This window comes from Streptomyces sp. NPDC088354 (assembly GCF_044753585.1).
Classification (GTDB): domain Bacteria; phylum Actinomycetota; class Actinomycetes; order Streptomycetales; family Streptomycetaceae; genus Actinacidiphila.
Map to the genome: position 1 here is coordinate 1 of NZ_JBIVNJ010000045.1, position 19133 is coordinate 19133.

21 protein-coding genes and 2 pseudogenes are annotated in these 19133 nt (G+C 74.4%); 8 read left to right on the top strand and 15 right to left on the bottom strand.

The features are described 5' to 3' along the window. The 3 genes and pseudogenes from ACIP98_RS36510 to ACIP98_RS36520 all read left to right on the top strand — a co-directional run. Window positions 1-476 (top strand): annotated as a pseudogene (locus ACIP98_RS36510) (ABC transporter); the annotation flags it as partial. Next, window positions 473-1267, top strand: coding sequence for an ABC transporter permease (locus ACIP98_RS36515; protein ID WP_401980474.1), 795 nt, complete (start codon window positions 473-475; stop codon window positions 1265-1267). The pseudogene ACIP98_RS36510 and the gene ACIP98_RS36515, both read left to right, overlap by 4 nt. A gap of 669 nt (window positions 1268-1936) precedes the next feature. Continuing rightward, window positions 1937-2119 carry a hypothetical protein gene (locus ACIP98_RS36520; protein ID WP_319663206.1) on the top strand — a complete coding sequence of 61 codons (183 nt, stop codon included), beginning with the start codon at window positions 1937-1939 and terminating at the stop codon, window positions 2117-2119. A 104-nt stretch (window positions 2120-2223) separates the two neighbouring features. Here ACIP98_RS36520 and ACIP98_RS36525 read toward each other — a convergent pair whose 3' ends face one another. Together ACIP98_RS36525 and ACIP98_RS36530 are read right to left on the bottom strand one after the other, a co-directional pair. Continuing rightward, a complete protein-coding gene (locus tag ACIP98_RS36525) occupies window positions 2224-2625 on the bottom strand; it encodes a VOC family protein (RefSeq protein ID WP_319663207.1) in 402 nt (133 codons plus the stop codon). A 53-nt stretch (window positions 2626-2678) separates the two neighbouring features. Then, window positions 2679-3695 (bottom strand): hypothetical protein, encoded by a 1017-nt coding sequence (locus ACIP98_RS36530; protein ID WP_319663208.1) that lies wholly within the window; start codon window positions 3693-3695, stop codon window positions 2679-2681. Between the two features lie 163 nt (window positions 3696-3858). Here ACIP98_RS36530 and ACIP98_RS36535 point away from each other — a divergent pair, with 163 nt between their 5' ends. Beyond that, a complete protein-coding gene (locus ACIP98_RS36535) occupies window positions 3859-4434 on the top strand; it encodes a TetR family transcriptional regulator C-terminal domain-containing protein (protein WP_319663209.1) in 576 nt (191 codons plus the stop codon). Between the two features lie 13 nt (window positions 4435-4447). Here the strand turns inward: ACIP98_RS36535 and ACIP98_RS36540 are convergent, their stop codons facing one another. Then, entirely contained in the window at window positions 4448-5437 is a 990-nt protein-coding gene (locus ACIP98_RS36540; protein ID WP_319663210.1) for an alpha/beta hydrolase, read from the bottom strand. A gap of 276 nt (window positions 5438-5713) precedes the next feature. Here ACIP98_RS36540 and ACIP98_RS36545 point away from each other — a divergent pair, with 276 nt between their 5' ends. Next, complete coding sequence (locus tag ACIP98_RS36545; RefSeq protein WP_401980477.1) at window positions 5714-7447, top strand: RNA ligase family protein; 1734 nt, start codon at window positions 5714-5716, stop codon at window positions 7445-7447. 1 nt (window position 7448) lies between these two features. Beyond that, window positions 7449-10280, top strand: a complete 2832-nt coding sequence (locus ACIP98_RS36550; protein WP_401980479.1) for a poly(A) polymerase — start codon at window positions 7449-7451, stop codon at window positions 10278-10280. Window positions 10281-10487: 207 nt separating this feature from the next. On the opposite strand, the pseudogene ACIP98_RS36555 reads toward ACIP98_RS36550, so the two are convergent. The 4 genes and pseudogenes from ACIP98_RS36555 to ACIP98_RS36570 all read right to left on the bottom strand — a co-directional run. Then, a pseudogene (locus ACIP98_RS36555) lies at window positions 10488-10814 on the bottom strand (hypothetical protein); the annotation flags it as partial. A gap of 147 nt (window positions 10815-10961) precedes the next feature. Continuing rightward, a complete protein-coding gene (locus ACIP98_RS36560) occupies window positions 10962-12128 on the bottom strand; it encodes an alpha/beta hydrolase (protein ID WP_401980482.1) in 1167 nt (388 codons plus the stop codon). Between the two features lie 116 nt (window positions 12129-12244). Continuing rightward, window positions 12245-13327, bottom strand: a complete 1083-nt coding sequence (locus ACIP98_RS36565) for an NAD(+)/NADH kinase (RefSeq protein WP_401980516.1) — start codon at window positions 13325-13327, stop codon at window positions 12245-12247. A 178-nt stretch (window positions 13328-13505) separates the two neighbouring features. Further along, entirely contained in the window at window positions 13506-13910 is a 405-nt protein-coding gene (locus ACIP98_RS36570) for a hypothetical protein (protein ID WP_401980484.1), read from the bottom strand. A 162-nt stretch (window positions 13911-14072) separates the two neighbouring features. Between ACIP98_RS36570 and ACIP98_RS36575 the strand changes: the two genes are divergently transcribed. Next, window positions 14073-14477, top strand: a complete 405-nt coding sequence (locus ACIP98_RS36575) for an ACT domain-containing protein (RefSeq protein WP_401980486.1) — start codon at window positions 14073-14075, stop codon at window positions 14475-14477. A gap of 14 nt (window positions 14478-14491) precedes the next feature. Here the strand turns inward: ACIP98_RS36575 and ACIP98_RS36580 are convergent, their stop codons facing one another. Genes ACIP98_RS36580 through ACIP98_RS36615 form a run of 8 tightly spaced genes read right to left on the bottom strand, consistent with a single transcriptional unit; the run spans window position 14492 to window position 18198 of the window. Then, window positions 14492-14905: a gas vesicle protein K gene (locus ACIP98_RS36580; RefSeq protein ID WP_319663216.1), complete on the bottom strand. Its 414-nt coding sequence runs from the start codon at window positions 14903-14905 to the stop codon at window positions 14492-14494. Beyond that, entirely contained in the window at window positions 14902-15135 is a 234-nt protein-coding gene (locus ACIP98_RS36585) for a gas vesicle protein (protein ID WP_319663217.1), read from the bottom strand. The genes ACIP98_RS36580 and ACIP98_RS36585 overlap by 4 nt, the downstream gene beginning before the upstream one ends. Next, window positions 15132-15947, bottom strand: a complete 816-nt coding sequence (locus tag ACIP98_RS36590) for a GvpL/GvpF family gas vesicle protein (RefSeq protein WP_401980488.1) — start codon at window positions 15945-15947, stop codon at window positions 15132-15134. The genes ACIP98_RS36585 and ACIP98_RS36590 overlap by 4 nt, the downstream gene beginning before the upstream one ends. Beyond that, window positions 15940-16404, bottom strand: coding sequence for a gas vesicle protein (locus ACIP98_RS36595; protein WP_401980491.1), 465 nt, complete (start codon window positions 16402-16404; stop codon window positions 15940-15942). The genes ACIP98_RS36590 and ACIP98_RS36595 overlap by 8 nt, the downstream gene beginning before the upstream one ends. A gap of 21 nt (window positions 16405-16425) precedes the next feature. Further along, window positions 16426-16677, bottom strand: coding sequence for a gas vesicle protein GvpG (locus ACIP98_RS36600; protein ID WP_319663220.1), 252 nt, complete (start codon window positions 16675-16677; stop codon window positions 16426-16428). Window positions 16678-16714: 37 nt separating this feature from the next. Next, entirely contained in the window at window positions 16715-17428 is a 714-nt protein-coding gene (locus ACIP98_RS36605) for a GvpL/GvpF family gas vesicle protein (RefSeq protein WP_319663221.1), read from the bottom strand. Between the two features lies 1 nt (window position 17429). Beyond that, complete coding sequence (locus tag ACIP98_RS36610; protein ID WP_401980493.1) at window positions 17430-17897, bottom strand: gas vesicle structural protein GvpA; 468 nt, start codon at window positions 17895-17897, stop codon at window positions 17430-17432. Window positions 17898-17919: 22 nt separating this feature from the next. Next, window positions 17920-18198, bottom strand: a complete 279-nt coding sequence (locus ACIP98_RS36615) for a gas vesicle protein (RefSeq protein ID WP_319663223.1) — start codon at window positions 18196-18198, stop codon at window positions 17920-17922. A gap of 131 nt (window positions 18199-18329) precedes the next feature. Between ACIP98_RS36615 and ACIP98_RS36620 the strand changes: the two genes are divergently transcribed. Further along, window positions 18330-19097 (top strand): histone protein, encoded by a 768-nt coding sequence (locus ACIP98_RS36620; protein WP_401980496.1) that lies wholly within the window; start codon window positions 18330-18332, stop codon window positions 19095-19097. Window positions 19098-19133 lie beyond the last annotated feature (36 nt).

The window sequence follows — 19133 nt, forward strand, 5'->3', positions numbered from 1 at the left end:
TCTTCCTCGACGAACCCACCACCGGCCTGGACCCCCGCTCCCGCCACAACATGTGGCAGATCATCCGCGAACTCGTCACCAGCGGCGTCACCGTCCTCCTCACCACCCAGTACCTCGAGGAAGCCGACGAACTCGCCGACCGCATCGCGGTCCTCCACAACGGCACCATCGCCGCCGAAGGCACCGCCGAAGAACTCAAACGCCTCATCCCCGGCGGCCACGTCCGCCTCCGCTTCACCGACCCCGCGGCCTACCACCACGCCACCACCGCACTGCCCACCGCCACCCACGACACCGAAGCCCTCACCCTCCAACTCCCCAGCGACGGCAGCCAGCACGCCCTGCGCACCCTCCTCGACACCCTCGACACCGCCGGCATCCACGCCGACGAACTCACCGTCCACACCCCCGACCTCGACGACGTCTTCTTCGCCCTCACCGACACCACCGCAGCCATCAAGGAGACCGTCCGATGAGCACCCTCACCCTCACCCTCGCCGTCCGCGACTCCACCACCATGCTCCGCCGCAACCTCCTGCACGCCCGGCGCTACCCCTCCCTGACCCTGAACCTCTTGCTCACCCCGGTCATGCTGCTGCTGCTCTTCGTCTACATCTTCGGCAACGTCATGAGCGCCGGCATGGGTGGTGGCGCCGACCGCTCCGCGTACATCGCGTACATCGTGCCGGGCATCTTGATGATGACCATCGGTGGCACGGTCGTCGGGACCGCGGTGTCGGTCTCCAACGACATGACGGAGGGGATCATCGCCCGCTTCCGCACGATGGCGATCCACCGCGGGTCCGTGCTCGTCGGGCACGTCGTCGGCAGCGTCCTGCAGTCCGTCGCCAGCGTCGTCCTGGTCGGCGCGGTCGCCGTCGCCATCGGCTTCCGCTCCACCGACGCCACGGCCCTGGAATGGCTCGCCGCGTTCGGCCTGCTCGCCCTCTTCGCCTTGGCGCTCACCTGGATCGCGGTCGGGATGGGCATGGTCAGCCCCAACGCGGAGGCCGCCAGCAACAATGCGCTGCCGCTGATCGTCCTGCCGCTGATCTCGAGTGCGTTCGTCCCGATCGACGCGATGCCGGGCTGGTTCCAGCCGATCGCCCAGTACCAGCCGTTCACGCCGGCCATCGAGACGCTGCGGGGGTTGCTGCTGGGGACGGAGATCGGCTCCAACGGGTGGCTCGCGGTCGGCTGGTGCGCGGTGCTCACGGTGCTGGGCTATCGCTGGTCGACGGCATCCTTCCGGCGCGACCCCAAGTAGCGGGCCGCCCACCGTGGGGTTTTTCCCCGCCCGCCCGCCCGAGTGCCCCGTGAAGTCACGCACCCCGGCGCCCGTTTCCTTGGGCGCCGGGGTCGGGGCCTCCGGGGCTGGCCATTCTGGACAGCACATTTAGGTGCCTCCGGCACCCTCAACTGATCACCCCGGGTCATGCACCCAAATATGCTCCACAGTCCAGAACACCCACCCCTACGACCCCGCCCCCTCCGTAGGTTGTCGCGCCTGATCCCCGGTGGGGGGTGGAAGCGGACCGTGCCTGGAGCATCCGTTGGCGCAGCGTGGCCGGGTGGGGCAAAGGATCACCCCGCAATCGTGCTGATGCGCCAGGCCACCATCCCGGCGGAGCCGGGCACCCCGGTGGCGTCGATCTGCAGGGTCCCCGGAGCGTGCTCGATGCGACGGGTGACAGGAGCGCCGTCACACGGCAGGGTCTGACGGACCGGGGGACGCGAACCCAGCGAGAGGTCGACCTTCCCCTTCCCGGCGCAGACGACCACCACGGCAGACACAACGGAGGGGGCAGGGGAGTTGGGGGCACCTCCGGCCGAAGGTTGGGGGAGGGCGGGGTAACCTCTCGCCGCCGCCCGCTTCGACCCCCGGTACGAGGCGCCCTTCGGCGCATACGCTCCCACCGATCTCATCGGCCGGACCGTGACCCCGCGCCGCGCCTTCGATGAGAACGCGGACAGCCTGAACCTCCCGGCCGCGTGCCTGGGCGTCTCACCGGCGACCATCGCGGCACGCCCATTCGAACACGCCGTGATCGCGGCGGTCTTCACCAGTGCGGCACGCGCCGCCCCGGCCCGGATCGACCGCGTCAGGCCGGCGCGCTGATCCTGCGCCACGGCCTGGACGACCAGTCGGGAACGTCATTCCGCCACACCGCCAAGGGCCTCGTCGAACGCGCAACTGCGCGACCTCCTCACCTGACGGGCGCGTCAGTGCCAGCCGTGGGAGGAGAGGACGAGGCGGTACCCGTCCGGGTCGCGAAGGGTCACCCCCCACGTGTCCCAATACGGATTGTGCGCGGCGACCCGCACACCGCCACACGCTTCGAGGCGGCCCACGAGCTCCTCGGGGACCTCCTCGTCGAGGTGGACGACGAGGAGGTCCCCGACGGTCGGCGAGGGGTCGGGGACGCCGGGTCCCTGCACGAGTTCGAGGTGCCATGGGGCATCGGGCCAGCCGGCCATGAGGAGCGAGTGCTCACCCGGTGTGCCGTCCCCCTCGTGCCGGAACAGCACGCCGAGGCCGAGGCCGTCGACCCAGAACCGCTCGGCGGCGGCGAGGTCGCGCACCGGGCGGGCGATGCGCAGATGGGCATGGGCGTCGGCGGGCACGGGCGGCTCCCTCGCGTCGTGGGGGTACGCGCCGGGAGCCCACCCGTGCCGCCTCAGACCGCCGCGGCGGTCCTCCGCAGCGGGAGCCGCCGGACGGCGGAACCCAGGCGGGGGCGCGCCACCACGAGCAGCGCGGCGCCGCCCGCCCACAGGGCGAGTGTGGCGAGCGGGGTGAGGGCGTGGGCCCCGTCGAAGTACGTGATCTCGGTGACCGCCCGTACCGCCGCGCCCGGGGGCAGGGCCGTCGAGAGGGCGCGTCCCACGCCGGGCAGCAGGTCCGTGCCGATCGTCGCCCCGCTGGTGGAGTTGCCGATGGTGAGCAGCAGGAGCGTCGCGACCGGCACGCCCAGCGGCCCGAGGTAGGTGCCCAGCAGTTTCGTCGTGAACGCCGCGGCCGCCGACAGCAGGGCCAGGGTGAACGCGAGCGGCAGGAAGGGCGCGGGTACGGCGCCCAGGACGGGACCGGCGATGACGGCGGCGAGCAGGCCCGAGACCGCGGAGAAGCCCGCGATGAGGGTCAGCCTGTGCCGCAGGTGGAGGAACTGGCCGAGCCCCAGCGCGTTCTGGGCGAGGACGAAGCCCGCGAGCGACACGCCGAAGGACACGTAGAAGCCGGCGAGGCCGCGGGCGTCGTACCGGTCGAGCGGCACGACGTCGCGCACGGCGACGTGCTTCCCTGCCCCGTGGCCGTAGGCCGAGACCAGGTTCTTCACCGCGTTGGTGGTGGACAGGCCGTTGGCCCCGGCGACGTCGAGCCGCAGCTTCTCGCCGTGGTCGGTGGCGCTGAGCGCCGCGACCACGTCGTGCCGCTCCAGCGCGAGGCGGGCGTCGGCGGTCGATGCCGCCGGGCGGACGTCGACCGTGTCGCCGAGCGCCTGCTGCAACTCGCCGGACAGCAGGTGGCCGGAGACGGAGATCGGCAGCCGGTGCGGCTGGGGGTCCCGCTGCACCCCGATGTAGCAGCTGATGAAGGCCGAGACGATGACGAGGCCGATCAGGGCGGGCTGCAGCCAGGCCCGGACCGGCACAGGGCTCCTGCGGTGCGCGGCCTCGTGGGGGTTGGGGTGCACGAATGGGTCTCCAGGTTCCGGCGGTGAGGTCGAGGGGCCGGCGACGCTGCCGGTACTGGACGTGGCGGCCTAATGTGACCGGTCGTCTTGGACAGGATAAGCACTCCGCCGTCCGGGGACATTCCCGGATCCCGGCGCTGAGACGACCGGTCATACTGTGAGCGTGACGACAAAAGAGCGGATCGCCGAGGCCGGCCTCAGGCTGTTCCACGAGCGCGGCTACAACGGCACGAGCGTGCAGGACATCGTGGTCGCGGCCGGAGTGCCCAAGGGGTCCTTCTACAACCACTTCAGCAGCAAGGAGACGCTCGGCCTCGATGCCGTCGACCGCTTCTCCGGCTCTCTGGCCCTGGAGACCCTGGCCGGCCCGACCGGCTCGCCGGTGGCCCGGATCGAGGAGAACCTGCGGCACCGCGTGGCGCTCGCGGGGCGCAACGACTTCGCGCGCGGCTGCCTGCTCGCCAATCTGGCCGCCGAGGTCCCGGCGCACAGCCAGGCCCTCGGCGATGCGGTGCACGGGCACCTCCAGCGCTGGCAGGCAGCGCTCGCGGAGACGCTGAGGGAGGCGCAGGACGCGGGGGAGGTCGCCCGGACGGTGCCGGCCGAGGCGCTGGCCGACTACCTGGTGAGCGGTTTCGAGGGGGCGATGTCCCGGGCCAGGCTCGTCCGCGACCGGCAGCCGCTCGACGCGTTCATCGACGTGACGTTCGCCACCGTGCTCGCCCGTCCCGCGGGCTGAGCCCGGCGCACGGTCAGCGGCCTCGGGTCTCGCGCCTGCGGGTCAGGGCGTACAGCGCCGTCCCGGTGGCCACGGAGATGCTCGCCGCCGCGGCCATCATCGCGACGGGCCGGGAGTTCGCGGCGGGGGCGAGGCGGGGGCCGGCCGCGCGGGCGGCCTCGAGGACCAGGTCGGTGACGGCCCGCGGCGCCGTGACATGGACGGCGTGCGGTGCGTCCACCTCGACGACGTGGGCGCCGGCCCGGAGGGCCATGAAGCGCTCGTTGGCGGCGCCGATGGCCTGGTCGGCGGTGGCGACCAGGTACCAGGAGGGGATGGTCCGCCAGGCCGCGGACCGGGCCGGCTCGGTCACGATCCCGGTGGCGGCGGGGCGTTGCGCGGCCGCGAGCGAAGCGGCGGTGGCGGCGGGGACACGGTCGCTCAGCATGATCTCGTTGTACCGCTCGGGCCTGATCCACAGTTCGAGCCCACCGTCCCCGCCGTCCTCGTCCGGCACCGGGAGCGTGCGGAGCGCGGCGGGCAGCAGGGCCGACGCGTCGGCCAGGTGGCTGCCGGGGTACTTGGCGATCAGCCGGCGGGCGTTCTCCCCGGCATCCGGCGCGAAGGCCGCTATGTAGACCAGGGACTTCACGTTGCGGTTGCCCGCCGCCGCGTTGGTGATCACCGCGCCGCCGTAGGAGTGGCCGACCAGCACGATGGGGCCCTTGACCGTCTTGAGGACCGCCGTCAGGTACGCGGAGTCCGCGCCGAGCCCGCGCAGCGGGTTCGAGGGCGCCAGGACCGTGTAGCCGTTCTTCTGCAGTCCGCGGATGACCGGGAGCCAGCCCGACGCGTCCGACCACGCCCCGTGCACCAGCACGATCGTCGGCCTGGTACCGCGCCCGGTGCCGCTGCCGCCCGCGGGTGACGCCGCCACCGGGCAGGAGATCGCCAGGGCGGCCGCCGGCACGAGCACGGCCAGCCAACGGGCGTGGCGGGATATCGCGAGCGGATTCGCAGCCATCGTCACTCTCTTCGCCTCGGGACAGGCAGGACGTTGGTGACGAGTCTGCGCGGACGGCGGTCACGGGGCGCGACCGGTGCCGCCGTCGGAGTGACCGGCGCAGGAGTCCGCAGCGCCCGGGCGCGCCCCCCCGCACGGCCTCCGCCACGTGGTGCCGCCGGTGCCGAACGGCCCCGGCCGCTGCCCGCCGTCGTCCTCGCTAAATCGATGGAACGGGCGTCCGCACGGCTCCTACAGTGGCCGGGCACCAAAGGATCACGGGGGAGCACCGCCATCATGCGTACGCACTATCCGCGCACCCCGCATCTGCCCTGGTCGCCGGGGGCCGCGTCGGACGATGTGCGGGCCCGGGACCTGGACGGGCTGCGCGGTCGCGAGGTCGTCGTCACCGAGAAGCTCGACGGGGAGAACACCACCCTCTACACCGACGGCCTGCACGCGCGGTCGCCGGACTCGGTGCACCACCCGTCACGGGCCTGGGTGAAGGCACTCCAGGGCCGGATCGGGCCCGGCATCCCCGCCGGCCGGCGGGTGTGCGGGGAGAACCTCTTCGCCCGGCACTCGCTCGCCTACGAGGCCCTGGACAGCTGGTTCTACGGCTTCTCCGTCTGGGACGGCGACGACTGCCTGGACTGGGACTCCACCACCCGCTTCCTGCACCGCCTCGGCGTCCCCGTGCCACCCGTGCTGTGGCGCGGCACGTTCGACGAACGGGCGCTGCGGGCGCTGCGCGTGGACACCACCCGCCAGGAGGGCTGGGTCGTCCGCACCACCGAGGGCTTCCGGCGCGAGGAGTTCGGTCGGCGCGTGGCGAAGTGGGTACGGCCCGACCACGTGCGGACCGACACGCACTGGATGCACGCCGCCGTCGTGGAGAACGGGCTCGGCCCGGCCGCCGCGCTGTGGGCGGTCCGTTCCGGCGCGGCGCCCGGCCCGGCGGCCCTGGAGGCGGCGCTCGGCCTGCCTGCGCAGGGCGCGCACGCCGCCACCGCCGCGGTGGACGCGGCCGCCCGGCTCGACGGTCTCGGGCGGACCGGGGACGCCCGGCTGGCGGGCGTGCTCGCCGCCCTGCTGCACGGTGCGCGCCGCGCCTCGCTGGCGCCGCGGCTCGCCGGACCCCTCGGCATGGCGACCGCCCGTCGCGTCGCCGACCTGGTCGGACTGCACTCCGCACTCCACCTGCCGTACCCGGACCAGGACCGCCGCGCCGGGCTCGCCCGTCTCTCCGTCGCCGCCGACCTGGGCGCCCTGCACGCCGTCGCGGCCGCGGTCGCGACCGACGGCACCGCCCGCGAGCAGGCCGAGTGGTCGGCGCTCCACGCCGACGAGGCGGGACTGCTCGCCGATGAGCCGTTCGCGCCCCTGCGCGGCGGACTGAGGGACGCCCTCGCCGGACTCGGCCGCGACGCCGCCGACCGCTGCTGGACCGAGGCCCGGCAGGCGTACGCCGACGGGCGCCTCGGCACCGCGGAGGAGGCCGTCGCGGCGACCTGGCGGCACCGCTCGGGCGACTTCCCCCGGCTGATCCACCTCGTGGGGCCGGCGGGCAGCGGCAAGAGCACCTTCGCCGCCGGCCTGGACGGGGCCGGCACCCGCGTGTCCCTGGACGAGCTGCGGGGTGCCCGCGGGTCCCGGGCCGATCAGCGGGCCAACCAGGACGTGCTGCGCGACGGACTGCGACGGCTGGACAGCGCCCTGACCGGCCGTGCGACGGTGGTGTGGGACGCCACGTCCCTCAACCGGCACCAGCGGTCCCTGGTGCACGCCGTGGCACGCCGCCGCGACGCCCTCGTCACGCACGTGGTGGCGCTGGTGGGAGAGGACGAGTTGGCGCGCCGCAACGCGGTCCGCGACCACCCGGTGCCCGACGCCGTGCTCACCGCGCAGACCCGCCGCTTCGACCCGCCGTACCCGGGCCACGCGCACCGCACGTGGTACCTCGGGCCGGGCGGCACCGTCGAGGACACCGACGGCACGCTCGGCGTCGTGGCGCCCGGACAGGAGGCGTGAGATGCGCACCAGCGAGGAGATCTACCACCGGGTCCGCTGGGACGCCCGCTTCGATCCGGCCCGCTTCGTGTTCGGCGTCCTCCAGCGCGGCGCGGCGCCCCAGCGCGTCCCGTTGCCGGCCTTCGTGCCCGGCGGGGAGATCCCCTGGCACCGCGTGCTGTTCGTCGAGGCCGACGGTGAGCTCGTCTGGGACCGCGCCACCGGCGTCGACCGCATCGACGCCACCGACGCGGGCCGCGTCCGTGAACCGCGGCTGCTGCGCGCCCCGTTCTTCACCGCCCGGACCCCGCACGCCTGGGACCCGGCCACCGGTTGGCGTCCCGGCGGCACCGCGGCCGGTGGGGCGGCCGGAGGGGCGGAGGTGCGCGTCCTGACCTGGAACACCCTGTGGGACCGCTACGACGGCCACCTCGTCGACACCGCCCGCCGCCGGCCCCTGCTGCTGCGCGTGCTGGAGCGGTCCGGCGCCGACGTCATCGCGCTGCAGGAGGTCGAACCCCGCCTTCTCGCGATGATCACCGCCGAGCCCTGGGTGCGCGAGCACTACGTCCTGGGCGCCGCGCCGGACGGCCCTGAGGCGCACGACGTGGCGGAGCACGGGCTGCTGCTGATGAGCCGGCTGCCAGTGCGCGAGTCCGCGGTGCACGCCCTCGGTCCGCACAAGGCCGTCGCCGCGATCACCGTGGAGACCGCGCGGGGCCCGCTCGTCGTCGCAGCGACCCATCTGACCAGCGACCACTCCGAGGACGGCGCGGCCCGGCGCGACGGCGAACTGGCCCGGCTGGCCGAGGGACTGGCCGGCGTCGACACCCCCGGCCTGGTGGTGCTCGGCGACTTCAACGACGGCGGCGACACACCGGCCCGCGCCCTCGGGCTCCGCGACGCCTGGACCGACGTCCACGGCGCCGCCGACGCCACCCCCACCTTCGACCCCGCGGCGAACCCACTGGCCGCCGTGGCCTCCCTCACCGGCCGCGCCTCCCGCCTGGACCGCGTACTGCTGCGCGACGCCGGGGGGTTCCGTGCGACCGCCGCGAGGCTGCGGGGCGACACCCCCGCTCCCGATGGGCTGTTCGCCTCCGACCACTACGCCGTGGAGGCCGTGCTCACCCCGGCGGACGCCCCGGGCACCGAAACCCTGGACGAGGCGCCCACCGCGCGCACCGCCGTGGCGTGGCTCCCGCCCGAGGAACTGCGCCCCGCCCTCCAGGACGTCCGCCGGGAGCACGACCCGCAGATCCACCGCTGGCCCCCGCACGTCAATCTGCTCTTCGGCTTCGTCCCCGAGCACGCCTTCGAGCGCGCCGCGCCCCTGCTCGCCGCGGCCGCCGCGGCCACGCCGGGATTCACGGCGCGGCTGGACGGCATCCACACCTTCGGCCACCGCGAGGACGCCACCGTCTGGCTCGACCCGGCCGGGGCCGGCGCGGCACCCTGGGCCGCGCTCCACCACAACCTCGCCGAGCGGTTCCCGCGCTGCCGGGGCCGGGCCGAGGGGTACACCCCGCACCTCACCCTGGGCCGCACCCCCGATCCACTGCCCGTCGCCTCCGCGACGGCCGCCCGCCTCGCTCCGATGGCGGTCCGCGTCGGGACGCTCGTCCTGCTGTCGCGGCGCGGGGACGAACCGATGCGGCCGCGCGCCGAAGTCGCCCTCGGAACGGGAACGTTGCGCTGGCTGGACGACGAGCCGGCGCCGGACGGCAGCCGCGCGCCGGCCGCCGGGGACGCCGAGGCGGACCGCGTCCTGCGGCAGTTGACGCAGGCGCTGCGGCCCGGAGCGGTGCACCTGGCCGGGTCACGCCGCATGGGGTGCCATCTGCCCGGCGCCGACCTCGACCTGGTGGCCGCGCTGCCCGGCTCGGCCGACACGGCCGCCATGGACGAGGTGGCGGCCCGCGTCGCCGCCGCGGTGCCCGGCGCCGTACGGCTGCGCCAGGTCACCGGGGCCCGTGTGCCGGGACTGCGTTTCACCGTGGGCACGCTGGACGTCGACCTGGTGGTCGTGTCCACCGGCCCGCTGGCTCCCGCCGAGGCGGTGGACCGCCGTCTGGAACTGGGCGAGGCCGCCGCCGTCGCGCTGAGCGCCGTCAGCGACGCGGACGCGGTGCTCGCCCTGGCCGGCGGCGCGCACGACCGGTTCGCCGCGCTGGCCCGCCACGTGAAGGCCTGGGCCCGGGCGCGCGGGCTCGACGCGGCACCCTTCGGGGGACTGCCCGGCCTCGCGTGGGCGGTGCTGGCGGCCCGCACGGTGGGGGAGCACCCGGACACGCCCGGATCCGGGCTGGCACGCGAGTTCTTCGCGACGTGGGCCGCCTGGGACTGGCGTACCCCCGTCGGCGCTCCCGGGCCGACCGCCCTGGCGGTGTCCGTCGCCACGCCGAGCGCACCCGTCCGCCCGTGCACCGAGCAGGCCGGGCCGGGCTTTCGCGACCTGCTGACCCAGGAGCTCTACCGTGCCTGGGAGTTGGCCGACGAGGGCGCCGACACGGTGGCGCTGCTCGCGCCCCCGCCCCTGCACCGGCGGCACGCCGCCTGGGCCGTGGCCACGGTGCGCCCCGCCCCGGGCGAGGACCTCGTCCGGTCCGTGGGCCGCTTCCGGGGTCGCGTGCGCGGCCTGCTGACCGCACTGGAGGCCGCGGGCGTCGTGGACGCCCACGCGTGGCCGCGCCCCTTCACCGCGGACCCCCGGCAGGCACGATGGGCCATCGGCCTCGGCCGCACCCCGCCGGCGCCCGACGCCCTCGCCCGCACCGCCGAGCGCTGGCTCCGTACCGTCCCCGGCGTGACGCTCACCCACCTCGACGGCGGAGCGGTGCCCACCCTGCGCTGACGGCGGGCCCGTGGCGGGCCGGGGGCGTGCGTGGTGTCCCTCGGTCGGATGCGGCGGTGCCGGAGCGCGTTCGGTGGTCGTGGCGCGGGATGCGGCGGCTGGGTGCTCGGTTGCGCCGAGCGTCGGTGTCCAGGCGTGCACTTCGCTCATGTCGACGGCGGACGGTGCCGACCTTGCGCTGACGGCGGGCCCGTGGCGGGCCGGGGAGGTGTCGCGCAGGGCGCTGATCACCCGGTGCTCGCGGCCCATGTCGTGCGCGGTCGCCAGGACGTGTCCCAGCGGCGGCCGCCGGACCGCCCAGCGCGCGGTGCCGTCGGCCACGGTGTACGTCGGGCCGGACCGCCCGCTCTCGATCAGCTCGCCGTCCAGCGCGCCGGTCCTGGGAGGCCGCTCTGCGCTGTGCACGCGTTCCGCTGGCGCGGTCGCGGACGGAGGGGGCCACCGGGCGTGACACGACGCGCCTACACGGCGGTTGCGGCCCACCGCCGACGGGGCCGTGGTGCCCGGCCGTACCGTGCGGCGGACCGTCGTCATCGACGCCGCCGCCGGCGCGCGGTGCCCGGCACCTCCTGCGCCGTGCCGGTCAGCACGTTGTCATCCCCGCCACCGGCACGCGCCCGCGGGCGGCCACGGGACGAGGGGCGGCCGGTTCGCCGGCCGCCCCTCGTCATGGTGTGCGGGCTACTTGCCGGCGCCGCCCTCGCCCGAGCCGTGCAGGGCGTCGCGGAGCGCCGCGGTCGCCTCCGCGACGGCCGCCTTGTTGGACTCGGTGTCCTTCAGGGCGTTGAGCATCATGAAGTCGTGGGTGATCTTCTCGTAGTGCGAGAGGGTCACCGGGACCCCGGCGCCGCGCAGCTTCTGCGCGTACGCGGTGGCCTCGGAGAAGAGCACGTCCGAGTCCGTGATCATCAACGCCGGCGGCAGGCCGCGCAGTTGCTCGGTGGTGGCGCGCAGCGGCGACGCGAGCGGGTTGGACCGGTCCTTCACGTCGGGGGCGTACGCGTCCCAGAACCACTGCATGGCGGGACGGGTGAGCCAGCAGTTCTCCGCGAAGCGGTGGTACGACGGCGTGTCGAAGTCCGCGTTGGTCACCGGGTAGAGCATGACCTGCTGACGGAAGTGCGGGCCGCCGCGCTGCTTGGCCATCATCGTGACGGCCGCGGTCATGTCGCCGCCCACCGAGTCGCCGGCGACGGCGAGGCGGGAGGAGTCCACGCCGATCTCGGCGCCGTTCGCCGCGACCCACTTGGCGACGGTGTACGCCTGCTCGATGGGCACCGGGAACTTGGCCTCGGGCGACGGGGTGTAGTCGACGAACACCACCGCGGCCTTCGCCCCGTCGGCGAGTTCACGGACCAGCCGCTCATGGGTCTTGAAGTTGCCGAGCACCCAGCCGCCGCCGTGGATGTAGACGACGGCGGGCAGCGCGCCCTTCGCTCCCTCGGGCCGCACGACGTGGATCGAGACCGGCCCGGTCGGACCGCCGGGCACGTCCCTGCGCTCGACTGTCGCGGGCAGCATGTCCACGGGCCCGGCCTGCAGCTTGTTCAGCACCTCGCGGGCGTCGCTGTACGACATCTTGTACAGCGGCGGGCCGCCCGCCGCCGCGAGCCCGTCGAGGAAGTCCTGGTCGATCGTCTCGAGCTTCACCGGCGGATCGCCGCAGGGCACGTACTTCGCCGGCGCCCCGTCGGTCACCGCCACCCTCGTGGCCGCCGCGTCGTGCGCACCGGCGGAGTGGCCGGTCCGCCCGGCGCAGCCGCCGCTGAGCGCAGTGGCGGCCGCGAGCGCGGCGGCCAGGGCCCAGCGGCTCCGACGCGCCGTGGACGGGTGTCGAGGACAGGTCATGTCGGTCTCCCGGTTGTGGTCGCGTCCCCCAGGACAGCCTGCGGAGGCCCGCGATGGCGGACAACCGGGGGTAGGCCGCCGGAGTGGTGGGCCCGCCGGAGGACCGGGACCGGCCGTCAGTGCGCGGCGCCGGCGTCCGCGCTCTCCTCCGGCGGCGGCAGACGGAGCCCGGCCAGGTCCGGGGGTACGGGGGAGTCCGGCCGGATGAGGGGGGCCGCCATGCCGTCGGCGACCGCGGCGGGCGCGTCGCTGAGCCGGAAGCGGTCGCGGACCCGGCGGTAGAAGTCGGTGGGGCCGAGCCGGATCAGGCGCAGCCGGTGCCGGCCGCGGTAGACGGCGACCCAGTCACCGGGGTCGATCACGCCGCGCAACTGACCGTCGATGCTGACCGCTACACGCCCCGAGTGGGCGAGCACCCGGACCGCGACGGGCTCGTCCGGTGCCGCCACCAGGGTGCGGTCGAAGGCCATGTGGGGTGCCACCGGCGTGAAGACCACGGCGTCCATGTGCGGGGACACGACGGGACCGCCGGCGGCGAAGCTGTACGCGGTGGAGCCGGTGGGTGTCGCCGCGATGATCGCGTCGGCGGAGTACGAGGCGAACAGCCGCCCGGCCAGGTACACGGCCAGGCTCGCCTGCCGGTCGCGGGCGAGCTTCTCGAAGACGATGTCGTTGACCGCGTTGACGTTCATGGGCACGCCCCACCCGACGTCCGCCGGGTCGCCCGGCCGCACGCTCGGCGCGGGCAGCGTCGGCCCGCGGCCGTACCGCAGCAGGGACTCGATGCCCTCGGGGACCTCCAGCGGGCGTGACGCGCGGAGCGTGAGCGTCATCCGGTCCTCGACGGTGGCCCGGTCGTCGGCGACCGCGTCCAGCGCCTTCGTGACGTCCTGCACGCAGACCTCGGTGAGGAAGCCGACCCGGCCCAGGTCCACGCCGAGCACCGGCGCCCCGCAGGCCGCCGCGACCCGGGCGCCGCGCAGGAAGGTGCCGTCGCCGCCGAGCGTGACGATGAGGTCCGGATAGCCCGCGGACTGCGCCTCCTCCCGGCCGCTGCGGCGCGGCCGGTCCTGCCGCCAGATGTCGATCTCGACGGCGGGGATGTCGCGCTCGGCGCACCAGCGGTGCACCGTGGCGGCCGCCTCGACGGCCTCCGGACGCCCTTCGTGGACGATCATGCCGACCCGGCTCACCGGCATCCCGCACTCCTTCGGCTGGCTCGGCTTCTCCTGCGGCTCCCCGTCGTGCGCACCGTCGCCCGCGGCCGCCGCCGCGGGACCCACGACGGCGGTGCCCACCGGGCGCGTGCACCCATATCAGCACGGCGACTCCCGGTCCGCTCGGCGGCGCGAACAGCGGGCGGGGCAGCGCGGCTGCCTAGACGGTGACGGTCCGCCAGGAGACCGGTACCCCGTCCCCGTCCGTCCAGCCCAGTACCAGGCGCCGGTGCTCGGTGTGCGTCAGCATCTGCGTGCGCGTCCCCGCCGAGCCGCACTGCGCACCGATCTGCTGCCCGGGCGCCAGCGCCGTCTCCCGGGTGCGGGTGGGGGCGTCGTCGGCCTGGAGGAACACGCAGCCCGGCTCGTCCGTCGTCTTCGTCACGAGGGCGTCCACGTCCCAGCCGCCGCCCTGCGGGTGGACGGTGATGTCGGCGAACCCGACCCGGTCCGGCTCGGTCAGTTCCAGGCGGGCGGTGCCCCCGCCGCCCGACCGCGACTGCCATCCGTCGGCGGCCCCGGCGGCCGGCGCCAGTGCGAGCAGCGCCACCGACACGACCGACACGACAGTCCCAGCGACCCGACTTCTGCGCACAGCGGCCCTCCACGGTGTCCGTCCGGCCGCCGGGCGGCGGCCCCCCTCATCCAAACCCGGGCAGCGCCCGGGCCCGGGGGCGCGGCGCGCGGACCAGCCGGTGTGATCACCCGTCCGGCATAGGGTGTGATCATGAGCGGCGAGACGGATCTGCGGAAACTGCTGAGCGGCATGCGCCCGGAGGCCGGCCGGGGACGCCATGTCTTCACCACCCTCCCCGTCGGTGCCGGCGTGCCGGACGGCGTGACGCCGGTCGTCACCGTCGTCGAGGAGGAGGGCACGACCCTCGTACTGCCCCAGGAGCAGGCGGACGCGGCCGGGCTCGGCTACGACTACGTGGCGGGCCGGATCACCCTGCGCGTGCACTCGGCGCTCGCCGCGGTCGGGCTCACGGCGGCCGTCGCCATGGAACTCGCCGACGCAGGCCTGAGCTGCAACGTCGTCGCGGGCTTCCACCACGACCATCTCTTCGTGCCGTACGACCGCCTGGACGAGGCGGTCGCGCTGCTGGCGGACCTGGCGCGGCGCTCCGGCTGACGTGTCCCGGCTGATCACTCCTCCGCGTCCGGCGGCAGCAGTGTGCCGAGCGGTCCGAGGTCCAGGTTGAGGTCGCCCATCGTCAGGCCGTACTGCGCGCACAGCCCGGTCATCCGGTCGTGCAGGATCATGAGCGTGGCGCCCAGGCGCTCCTCCTCGTCCTCGGTGAGGTCGCCCGAGTCGACCCGGCGCAGCGCCTGGCGCTCCATGAGCTGGCGCAACAGCTCGACGAGGGTGAGTACGAGACGCACGAGGTCCCGCTCGACGGTGTCGGGGTCCGCACGGATCCGGCGGGCGGGGCGGGGCGGGGCGCCCGGTGCCGGCGGCGGGGGAGCGTCCTCCGGCAGCGCGGGCAGCAGGCGGAAGGCGCGGGCGGCCGCGTCGGCGACCTCTCCGAGCCGGTCGGAGGGGCCGGGCCCGGAAGTCACGGCCGCCCCCCGGAGGACGGTGGCGCGGACGGGCCCCAGGGCGACGGGTTCCGCGCGCTGACGGACACGATCAGCGCGCGCAGCGAGACACGGACCAGGTCGATGTCGGCGATGGACAGCACCACGTCCCCAGTGAGCACGACGCCCCCGCTCAGCAGCCGGTCCAGCAGGTCGATCAGCGCCACCTGCCGCTGCGGCAGCGGGTCGCCGCCCCGCGCGGGAACGCTCATGACGGCGCGCCCTCGGGGACGGCGGCGAAGGAGTACGGGGCCCACGGCCCGGTCACCTCGACCCGCACCCCTACGAGCCCGGCGGCGGCGTCCTGGGCGCGGGCGCGGAAGTCCTCCGCGTGGTCGCGGGCGACCAGATAGGCGTCGTTGACGACGTTCTCGCCCGCGTCACCGGCCAGTTCGCCCTGCTGGACGCGGTGCCGCGCGTGATCGACGGCCAGTTCGCGGCCGATCGCCGCGACGCGCTCCGCGGCCTCGAGCGCGTCGCGGTGGGCGTCCTCGCGCGAACTGCGCTGCACGCGGCGGGCCCGCAGATAGGCCCGCCCGGGGCTCAGGTCCGCCTCGTCCCGCGCAGGCGGCGCGCCGGGCGCCTCGCCGGGGACGTCCGTCACGTAGATCTTGACGCCCCACTCCAGGTGTCCTTCGAGCCGGGCCAGACAGGCCGTGAACATCGCGCGGCAGTCCGCCAGCACGGCGCGCACGCGGGAGTCGTCGAGGTACACCGTGGCGAGCCGCAGCGGGAGCACGGTCGCCCGTGCGGACAGAGCCTCGATCACGGTGTGGTGGGCCCGGGCCACCGCCTCCAGCCACGCCAGGTCCTCCAAGTTCCGCCGCAGCGCGGCCTCCTGGAAGTCGGCGGCGGGCACCGCGCTCACTGCCGCGGCCAGTTCGGTGCCGGGCGGCCCGGAGACGAGGCGTACCGGAGCGCCCGCCACACCGGCCAGGTCCGCCGGCAGCTCCTTCGCCGGCACGGCGCCCTCCCGCAGGACGGCGTACGCGTAGCTCACGCGACCGGGCCCGGCGTCACTCATCGTCGGTCTCTCTCCTGCGGCGGGCGGAGGACGGACGGTCGGATGACGGGCGGGCGGCGGTCCGGCGCGGCCGCGCCGCCGGCTTCCGCTCCGGCGCGGCGGGCAGTTCCCGCTGCTCCCGCAGGGCCTCGACCTCCGCGCGCAGGCGCTTGTTCTCCTCGGCGAGCGCGCTCTCGCCGCCGGCGCGGGAGGACAGCGAGGGATCGTGCTCCCACCAGTCGATCCCCATCTCCCTGGCCTTGTCGACCGAGGCGACGATCAAGCGGAGCTTGATGGTGAGCAGTTCGATGTCGAGCAGGTTGATCTTGATGTCGCCCGCGATGACGATGCCCTTGTCGAGGACGCGTTCCAGGATGTCGGCGAGGTTCGCGGAGGAGCCGCCGCCCTGGCCGTAGGGCGAGTACGGCGACTGTCCCCGGGTGGGGTACGAGCTGAGTTTGTCGGCGGGGTCCGTCACGCGGTCACCTCTGTTTCCCGCTCAGTTGCCGGTACCCCGGCGGTGTGCGGTGATCTCCTCCAGACGGTCGAGCAGTTCGTCCTCGCGCTCCTCGAAGGTCGCCTCGTCGATCCGGCCGGCGAGCAGTTCCTTCTCCAGCGCGGCGAGTGCCTGCTCCACCGGCGCGGGGTCGTAGTACTCCTCCTCGGCCGCGTCCTTGACGCGCTCGACGACCCAGACCACGCCGCGCACGGGCGCCAGGGGAAGGCCCAACAGCCCGGTGACGAGTCCCATGGCACTCCCCTCTCTCCCCGAGGCCTCGCAGGAGGTCTCATACGAAGCTGTACGGCGGCAGCGGCCCGCGCAGACGGAAGTCGCACTCGTCGCCGAGCTGATTGGCCAGGCTCAGTTGCGTGGCGAGGAACATCTCCTCCTGTCCCTCCTCCACCAGGAAGGACACGCTGAGGAAGTCCTGCCCGGTGGGCGGCGTGGAGTCGTCCTCCCGGGCGAACGGTCGCAGCGCCTCGACGATGCCCGCGCCGAGCGCGCGTTGGCGTGCCTCGACCTCGCGGTTGACGAGTTCGCCGAGGGCGAGCGGCATCTCGGGGGTGGCGGAGCCGTCCCGGATCTGCTTGTTGAGCCGGGCCGCCTCCTCCGACTCGACGAGGATGCGGCGCAGCAGCGCGTCCTCCTCCCAGGAGACCTTCAGGTGGTACTCGGCGCATCCCTCCAGGGCCTGCAGCCGGCTGAGGTACTCCTCGGCGCGCTCGTCCAGCGTGGCGCGCACGGTGTCGTCGTCGGGGGCGGTGAGGCCGAACCGCAGCGGCAGGACCGAGCCGTCGGTCATCAGCCGTTCCTGGACTTCCTGATGTGCCAGGACGTCGCGTCGCCGTGGGCGCAGGTCCTCGGGCGCGTCGCTGACGACGGCGCTCAGTGTCCCGGCGGTCACGGTGCGCAGCTCACCGGGGGGCTTGCCGACGCCGTGCAGGCCGTCGAGGTTCGCCGGGTGCGCCTTGGAGACGATGGAGTAGACGTAGACGGCCATCTCATTCCCTCTCCCGCCGGGCGCTCCGCTTGGCCGGGCGGCGCCGCCTCGCTCGGGGTTCCTCCTGGTACTCGGCCTTCTCCTGGCCTTCTTCCTCCTCTTCCTCCTCGTCGTCCCCGCCGCCCTTCAGGGTGTCGGTGACGGCTTCGACGGCGCCGCTCAGCGCGCCTTTGGACTTGCCCTTCGCGCCGCCCTCGGTGATCTCGCCCACGAGGTCGGTGAGCTGGGTGGGTTGCTTGCGGCCGGACTCCAGGTCGAGGCGGTTGCAGGCCTCCGCGAAGCGCAGGTAGGTGTCCACGCTGGCCACGACGATGCGGGCGTCGATCTTGAGGATCTCGATGCCGACGATCGACACCCGGACGAAGACGTCGATGACGAGGCCGCGGTCGAGGATCAGCTCCAGGACGTCGTACAGACTGCCCGAGCCGCCGCCCGACACACCGCCGGCGCCCTGTGGCACCACGGTCATGGTGCCTCCCTTCAGCGCCCGCTCAGACGCGTCGGTCGATCTGCCCGCGGGTGTAACGCCGTGTCCGCTCGTACGAGACGAGCCCGCCCTCCTCGTCGAGACTCACGCGATAGGTCGCCATGACGCTGGTGGTCGGCGGAACACGTTCCAGTTCCAGGACCTCCACGTCGGCCTCCCAGCCGTCCTCGGTCGGTTTCACCGCGGACACCGACTCGGGCTGCCGCCCGAGGAGTTCGGTGAGCTGCTCGGCCGCCGAGCGCATGGCCCACGCGGCGGAGGGCTTGCGGGGCCGTCGGGTCATGTCGTCCCCTTCGGTCGTTGCCGCCGCCGTACTTCCGAGCGGCGCCACCCCGGCAAGCAAACGTACTATTTCAGCATATATACCTACAGTCGTGTACGGCGACACGATCGCCGGCCGGAAGGGAACGACTGATGAAGGATTCGACCAAGATGGCCCTCGCCGCCGGTGTGGCCGGTGGTTATGTGCTCGGCCGGACCAAGAAGGGCCGGGTCGCCTTCGGCCTGGCGACGTATCTCGCGGGCCGCCGCTTCGGTCTCGAACCGCAACAGCTGCTCACTGAGGGTGTTCGCAGACTCAAGGAACTGCCGCAGTTCCAGGACCTCAACGACCAGGTGCGCGGTGAACTGCTGGACGCCGGCCGCAAGGCGCTGTCCGCGGCCGCGGACCGCCGGCTGGCCGGTCTGGCGGAGTCGCTGCACGACCGCACTTCGCGCATCGGCGAGAAGGCCGGCCGGAGCGGGCGCGACGAGGACGAGGAAGCGGAGGACGAGTACGAGCCCGAGGGTGACGAGGACGAGGACGAGGAGGAGCCGGAGGGCGAGGAGGAAGCCGAGGACCAGGAGGCGGAGGACGAGGAAGAGGAACCCGAGGACGTGGAGGAAGAGCCGGAGGACGAAGAAGAGCCGGAGGAGGAGCCCGCGAAGAGGCCCGCGGCCGAGCGGGCGCCCGGGCGTGCCCGCCACCGCCGCCCCGAGAAGGGCGCACCGGCCGAGAAGGCGCGACCGGCGGGGAAGTCCGCCGCCAAGAGGGCCGAGCCGCCCTCGCGCAAGCGGGCCGCGGAGAAGCCGGCCGCCAAGAAGGCCGCCTCGAAGAAGACCGCACCGAGCCGCGGCGGCGCCAAGAAGGCGGCCGCGAAGAAGACGTCGGCCGGGAGGGCTTCGTCCGCACGGCGGAGGTAGGCCACGGCCAGGACGGCACAGGACGGCACAGGGCGG

Coding starts and splice junctions, on each gene's coding strand:
- ACIP98_RS36590 (WP_401980488.1), bottom strand. CDS start 15,947: ATGAGTGACGCCGGGCCCGGTCGCGTGAGCTACGCGTACGCCGTCCTG.
- ACIP98_RS36620 (WP_401980496.1), top strand. CDS start 18,330: ATGAAGGATTCGACCAAGATGGCCCTCGCCGCCGGTGTGGCCGGTGGT.
- ACIP98_RS36545 (WP_401980477.1), top strand. CDS start 5,714: ATGCGTACGCACTATCCGCGCACCCCGCATCTGCCCTGGTCGCCGGGG.
- ACIP98_RS36610 (WP_401980493.1), bottom strand. CDS start 17,897: ATGACCGTGGTGCCACAGGGCGCCGGCGGTGTGTCGGGCGGCGGCTCG.
- ACIP98_RS36585 (WP_319663217.1), bottom strand. CDS start 15,135: ATGAGCGTTCCCGCGCGGGGCGGCGACCCGCTGCCGCAGCGGCAGGTG.
- ACIP98_RS36615 (WP_319663223.1), bottom strand. CDS start 18,198: ATGACCCGACGGCCCCGCAAGCCCTCCGCCGCGTGGGCCATGCGCTCG.
- ACIP98_RS36575 (WP_401980486.1), top strand. CDS start 14,073: ATGAGCGGCGAGACGGATCTGCGGAAACTGCTGAGCGGCATGCGCCCG.
- ACIP98_RS36515 (WP_401980474.1), top strand. CDS start 473: ATGAGCACCCTCACCCTCACCCTCGCCGTCCGCGACTCCACCACCATG.
- ACIP98_RS36560 (WP_401980482.1), bottom strand. CDS start 12,128: ATGACCTGTCCTCGACACCCGTCCACGGCGCGTCGGAGCCGCTGGGCC.
- ACIP98_RS36550 (WP_401980479.1), top strand. CDS start 7,449: ATGCGCACCAGCGAGGAGATCTACCACCGGGTCCGCTGGGACGCCCGC.
- ACIP98_RS36605 (WP_319663221.1), bottom strand. CDS start 17,428: ATGGCCGTCTACGTCTACTCCATCGTCTCCAAGGCGCACCCGGCGAAC.
- ACIP98_RS36600 (WP_319663220.1), bottom strand. CDS start 16,677: ATGGGACTCGTCACCGGGCTGTTGGGCCTTCCCCTGGCGCCCGTGCGC.
- ACIP98_RS36540 (WP_319663210.1), bottom strand. CDS start 5,437: ATGGCTGCGAATCCGCTCGCGATATCCCGCCACGCCCGTTGGCTGGCC.
- ACIP98_RS36565 (WP_401980516.1), bottom strand. CDS start 13,327: ATGCCGGTGAGCCGGGTCGGCATGATCGTCCACGAAGGGCGTCCGGAG.